Here is a 6,162-nt window from a genome sequence, read left to right as displayed (position 1 = left end):
TATATTACAGCTTTGCATTAAAATGATCAGTGGCAGAAAGAAAAAGGCAATATTTAGTTTCATAGGCTTCACTAATGGCACTTTATGTTTTTTTATCAATCTATTTTTCATCCTCAATGTCGTACTGCTTAATTTTTCGATACAGCGTTCTTTCTGAAATGCCTAAATCCATTGCCGCATATTTTCTTTTGAAATTATTTTTACGCAGTGCCTTTAAAATCATCTCGTTTTCGTTTCTCTCTAAAGAAAGAGACTCCTCCTCGGTTTCATGAGTGATGTCTTCCACATTATCACGTTTTCCTTGAAGATTGTCAATAGTTACTACGGTTTTATCGTCTTCTTTAGTATATAAAGGGTAAGGACTTTCATCTTCTTCCTCTTGGTTTGAAGACGTATAATTGCTTACAGATTCATGTAGCTCTTGAAAAAGTCTTGGGTTTTCATTGACAAAGTCTTCTCCTACATGCCCACCTTTAAGCATTCCTAATACCAGTTTCTTTAGCTCAGTGACGTCTTTTCTCATATCGAAAAGCACTTTGTAAAGAATTTCTCTTTCCGAAATATCGTTTCCTCCCACATCACCAAACTGACGAATAAGGGCAGGCAAGCCACTGGATTGGTTTCTAGGCAAATACTTTTCTAAAGCCTCTGCATTGATAATTCTAGCAGGCTCTAAAAGTGTAATTTGCTCTGCAATATTTTTTAATTGTCTGATATTTCCAGGAAACCTAAAAGACGTCAATATTTTCCTAGCTGCTTCAGTGAGTTCTACAGGCTCAATACGATTTTTTTCTGAAAAATCTGAGGTGAATTTTATAAACAGGAGCTCCATGTCAAAGCCTCTATCACGTAAAGGCGGAACGGAAATAGGTACAGTATTTAGCCTGTAGTATAAATCTTCTCTAAACCTTCCTCTTTCTACGGCCTCAAAAAGATTGACATTGGTGGCAGCTACCACTCTTACATTTGTCTTTTTTACCTTTGAAGAACCTACTTGAATATATTCACCATTTTCTAATACTCGGAGTAGCCTAGATTGAGTTCCTATTGGCATCTCTCCAATCTCATCTAAGAATATAGTACCCATATCGGTAGTTTCGAAATAGCCTTTTCTGTCATCTAAAGCACCAGTAAATGCTCCTTTGGTATGGCCAAAAAGCTCAGAATCGATGGTTCCTTCTGGAATGGCTCCACAGTTTATGGCAATAAAAGGTCCGTGTTTTCTTGGACTAAGGCCATGAATAATTTTAGAAAAGGATTCTTTTCCACTGCCACTTTCTCCACTAATTAGCACCGTAAGGTCTGTGGGAGCCACTTGTATCGCTATGCTTAAGGCATGGTTCAATGGTGCGGCATTCCCAATAATACCGAATCTATTTTTGACGGCTTGTATTTCTGGGCTGTTTGTCATTCTTTATACCAGTTCTTCTGTTACTACTTCTCCCTTTAAGGTGGCAGAAGTACATTCCGTGATTTTAACCATCACATAATCTCCTTTGACGTGCGAATCTTTAGGGATAATCACCATCTTATTGTCATCGGTTCTACCCTGTAAGAAGTCATCAGAACGCTTGCTGAAACCCTCAATAAGTACTTTTTTGACTTTACCGATAGATAATTCATTTCTTTCTAAAGCATGACCACGCTGTTTTTGGATCACTTCGTCTAATCTTCTCTTTTTAGTTGCTAGGTCTATGTCGTCTTCAAACTTCTTGGCAGCTGGAGTTCCTGGCCTTTCAGAATAGTAAAACATATAACCGTAGTCATACTTTACATAGTCCATTAAGCTGAGTGTTTCTTGATGGTCTTCTTCTGTTTCTGTACAGAATCCCGTTATCATGTCATGTGATATACCGCATTCTTCGCCCAAAATATCCCTGATGCTGTCTATTCTATTGATATACCAGGATCTGTCATAAGTTCTATTCATTAATTCTAGAATTCTAGAACTTCCACTTTGTGCAGGCAGATGAATGTAATTACAGATATTGTCGTATTTCTTGATGGTATGAAGCACTTCGTCTGTTATATCCTTCGGGTGGGAAGTAGAAAATCGCACTCTAAGGTCTGGATTTATATCCGCTACTTTAGCTAGTAATTGAGCAAAGTTCGTTTCTATTTCGCCCTCCTCGTTTTTCCACTTAAAAGAATCTACGTTTTGCCCCAGTAAGGTGACTTCTTTATAGCCTTTTGAGAAAAGGTCAATGGCCTCGTTAATAATAGTTTGTGGTTCACGGCTCCTTTCTCTACCTCTAGTATAAGGTACCACACAAAAGCTGCACATGTTGTCACAACCACGCATAATAGAAATAAAGGCTGTAACACCGTTAGTGCCCAATCTTACAGGAGTAATATCTGCGTAAGTTTCTTCTCTAGAAAGAAAAACATTTACGGCTTTCTGACCTGATTCTACCTCATTGATAAGATTTGGTAAATCTCTGTAGGCATCGGGGCCTACTACCATGTCCACAATCTTCTCTTCTTCCAGAAGTTGTGTTTTAAGTCTTTCTGCCATGCAGCCTAAAACACCCACTTTTACATCTTTTCTGCCTTTGTTTCTGGCGTTTATAAGAGCTAGTCTTTTTCTGACTTTCTGCTCTGCATGGTCTCTAATAGAGCACGTATTGAGCAAAATCAGATTGGCCTCATACTCTTTAGAAGTGGTGGTATATCCTGCATCTCGTAGAATTGATGTCACAATTTCGCTATCTGCAAAATTCATTTGACAGCCATAACTTTCTATATATAGTTTTTTAGTGCTTGTTTTGTTCTCATCCACCGAAATTCTAGCTTCATCTAAGCTAGCTTTTTCTTCTTCTGATAGCACTTTCATTTTACCTTTTAAATCCTCCATTTATTTTTCTTTTCCAAATTCGGATACAAAGATACGAATGGCTGACAGAATGTCAGGCTTTGCAACCTAAATAATGTTTGAAAGGTTTATCATGTGGTTAACCGTAAAATATCGCGTCTTATGCATTTAAAGGCTATAGTTTTAAAAATTTAATCCTTTGTTACAGCTTTTTATTTTTCGCCTACGTACTTTTAAGGACTATTATCTACTATAAAATATGAACTATAAACTTTTACTAACTTTTCTAATACTACCATTTTACCAGGTCTTTAGTCAGAATCAGATTTCTGGAGAGGTAATAGCTGAAAGTGACGACTTTGGTCTTCCTGGTGTAACCGTTCAGATAAAGGGCACCCAAATAGGTACTCAAACAAATGCTGATGGGAAATATCAAATCAAAGCAAAAAAAGGACAGATATTAGTTTATTCATTCATTGGAATGGAAAAAAAGGAAGTTTTAATAGAGAATCAGTCTGTTATAGATGTGACTTTGAATGAATTGCCCAATCAGCTGAATGAAGTTGTTGTTTTAACGGCTTTAGGTTTAGAGCGAAAAAAAGACGATGATTTAAGTTCTTCTACGCTTGTAGATGCGGAAGCGGTCAAACGCTCTGGAGAATCGGGTGTTATTCAGGGCTTATCTGGTAAAACTTCGGGTTTAACTATTGTAAGAAACTCAGGAGACCCAGGAGCAGGAGCATATATTCAAATAAGAGGTCAGAATACCATATCTGGAAGTTCGTCTCCATTGATAATTTTAGATGGCGTCCCTATTTCGAATAGTAGCAGCGGTGGTGGTGTAGATGGTGTGGTAGGTCAGTCAAGATTAAATGATATTAATCCAGATGATATCGCCAATATTACGGTCTTAAAAGGAGCAGCAGCTGCTGCTGTTTGGGGAACAGGGGCTGCCAATGGTGTGATTGTGATCCAAACCAAAAGAGGAAACCCAAGAGGGAAGAAGGTGAGTGTGGAAGTGGGTAATATGGTCTGCTTTGATGTTGTCAACAGGGAGTTTGAAAAACAAGATAAGTTTGGGCAAGGTAATCCTCTTATACATGAAACCGGCCGAGCTAGAGATGCCTATACCTATATATGGAACCCTACTTCAAGTTTATCTTGGGGAGATAGAATAAGAGATAGGATAGGAGGTGAAGATGATGTTAGGTTGGGGAATAAGCGTTTTGAGTCTGCTACAGGGAATGTCTATTATCCTATTTTGACTAAAAACTCCAATAACACATATCTTCAAGAAAATAGAGACCAAGTATTTCAAACGGGCTTTACCTGGAATAAATCTGTTAGTGTTAATATTAACTCTAACCTAGGGTCTACTTTTATGAGTTTTTCTAACTGGGATCAGAAAGGGATTTTAAAGGCAAATTCTGATTACAGTAGAACGACCGCAAGACTTAATAATGAGACTAAGCTTACTGAAAGAATAAAAATAAGGGTCAATTCAAGTGTGACACAGTCTACCTCAAATAGGATTCAGCAAGGTTCTAACCTGAATGGATTTTATTTAGGATATTTAAGAACACCAGCCGATTTTGACAATAGAGATTACATAGGAACATTTTATAATAGTGAAGGTACGGCTACTCAAAATGCCCAAAGGTCTTTTATTGGTAGAGATAGAAACTTAGGTTATTTAGGCGAAGAGGCTCCTTTTTATCCAAATCCTGGCTGGGTTATAAACCAGCAAGAGAATCCAAGTGAACTGCATCGTTTTCTTTTTAATCCTGAGTTAAATTGGAATATCACTAAAGGAATAAACTTTACCGCCAGATATGGTTTTGATTATTATAATCAATCCAGAGATTCTTGGTTTCCAGTAAACTCTTCGGGAGATGTTTTTCAAGGTTCTTTTGGCCGCAGCGAAACCACAGAAAGAAATACATCTGTCAATGCTTTTTTAAGTGGAACTCACATGCTAAAAGCTGAGCTTAACTTTTCTTGGATTTCTGGTATTCAATTTGACGATGGCTTTTATACCAGCTTTGGAGCTAATTCTACCATTTTTACCAATCCTTTCGTGGGTGACCTAAGAACATTTGGTAACGCAGAAGCTGCCAACGAAACTCCAGGTTTAACAAGGTTACGTCAGCGAAAGTCTGGTGCTTATGCTGTTTTAAATTCAGATTATAAAAATCAGTTCTTTTTTGAATTGACAGGGAGGTACGAGTTACCTTCTACACTTACCTCTCCTGTGTTTTATCCTAGTGCCTCTTTAGGTTGGGTTTTTACCGAAATGTTTAAAAATAGGTTCGTGACCTTTGGTAAGGTGAGAGCATCTTATGGAGAAGTGGGTATTGAACCTATTTCTTATGCTTCGCAAACTGTTTATTCCGCTTTTGACAGGGGCACGTCTTGGGGAGATGCTCTTTCGGCCAGCGTTTACGGTAATCCATTTGGTAGAAGTTCTAATTCCGGAAATCCAGATTTAAAGCCAGAGCGAGTTAGAGAGTATGAAGTTGGTACAGATTTAAGGTTTTTCAATGATAAAATATCTCTTGGAGTAACTTATTATGACAGAAAAACAGACCAAGCACTTCTAGCGGTAGACTTAGCTCCTTCCACTGGGTTTTCAAGTGTTTGGGATAACGCAGCCGTAATCACAAACAAAGGTTTAGAAATAGACATGGGTTTTAGAGTTGTGAAATTCAAAGACATAAATTGGAGAATCGACGCCAACTTCTCTCAAAACAAAAACATGGTGGAATCTTTAAGCGGGGTGAAGTCTGTGACGCTGAATGGTTTTACGGGTACTTCATCAAGAGTGGTAGAAGGAGAGCCTTTTGCAGCATTATGGGGTGGTAAATGGGCCAGAGACGACAACGGCTATATTGTTCTGAATTCTAATGGTTTTCCAGAAGTAGCTACAGAGGAAGGGGTGATAGGAGACCCAAATGCAAAATGGAAGGGAGGTCTAGGTTCTAATATTACTTGGAAAGGTTTATCGTTTTCTTTTCAGTTTGAAACCTTTCAGGGAAATGATATTTGGGCAGGTACAGAAAGTATCTTAAAGTACTTTGGAGTTCATCCAGAAACAGCCAACGAGTTTATTACTGACAGCCAAATGCGTACGGTAGATGGTAGAATAGTGGCCGCTGGAACTTTGGTAAGAGGAAACGTAATGGACTTTGGCTCTGGTAACGTCTTATTAGATTCGGAATGGTATACAGGCGTAGGTGGAGGTTTTGGGACGGTGTCTGAGCAGTTTATAGTGGATGGTAGCTGGACTAAACTAAGAGAGGTCAGTATGGCTTACGACTTACCACAAAATTTGATTAACAAAGCCAAGTTTA

3 protein-coding genes are annotated in these 6,162 nt (G+C 38.3%); 1 reads left to right on the top strand and 2 read right to left on the bottom strand.

Annotation, left to right across the window (positions count from 1 at the left end; translation table 11 throughout):
* Nucleotides 1–100 precede the first annotated feature (100 nt).
* Both ACTBZY_RS21655 and miaB read right to left on the bottom strand, forming a co-directional pair.
* Nucleotides 101–1,411 (bottom strand): sigma 54-interacting transcriptional regulator, encoded by a 1,311-nt coding sequence (locus ACTBZY_RS21655; protein ID WP_463048478.1) that lies wholly within the window; start codon nucleotides 1,409–1,411, stop codon nucleotides 101–103.
* Between the two features lie 3 nt (nucleotides 1,412–1,414).
* Nucleotides 1,415–2,854, bottom strand: a complete 1,440-nt coding sequence (gene miaB / locus ACTBZY_RS21650) for a tRNA (N6-isopentenyl adenosine(37)-C2)-methylthiotransferase MiaB (RefSeq protein WP_463048477.1) — start codon at nucleotides 2,852–2,854, stop codon at nucleotides 1,415–1,417.
* A gap of 217 nt (nucleotides 2,855–3,071) precedes the next feature.
* Here miaB and ACTBZY_RS21645 point away from each other — a divergent pair.
* Nucleotides 3,072–6,162: SusC/RagA family TonB-linked outer membrane protein (locus tag ACTBZY_RS21645; protein ID WP_463048476.1), on the top strand; the 3,091-nt coding region annotated here is incomplete at its 3' end.

Source organism: Arcticibacterium sp. (assembly GCF_055134445.1).
This window is presented reverse-complemented; position numbering and strand designations above follow the sequence as displayed.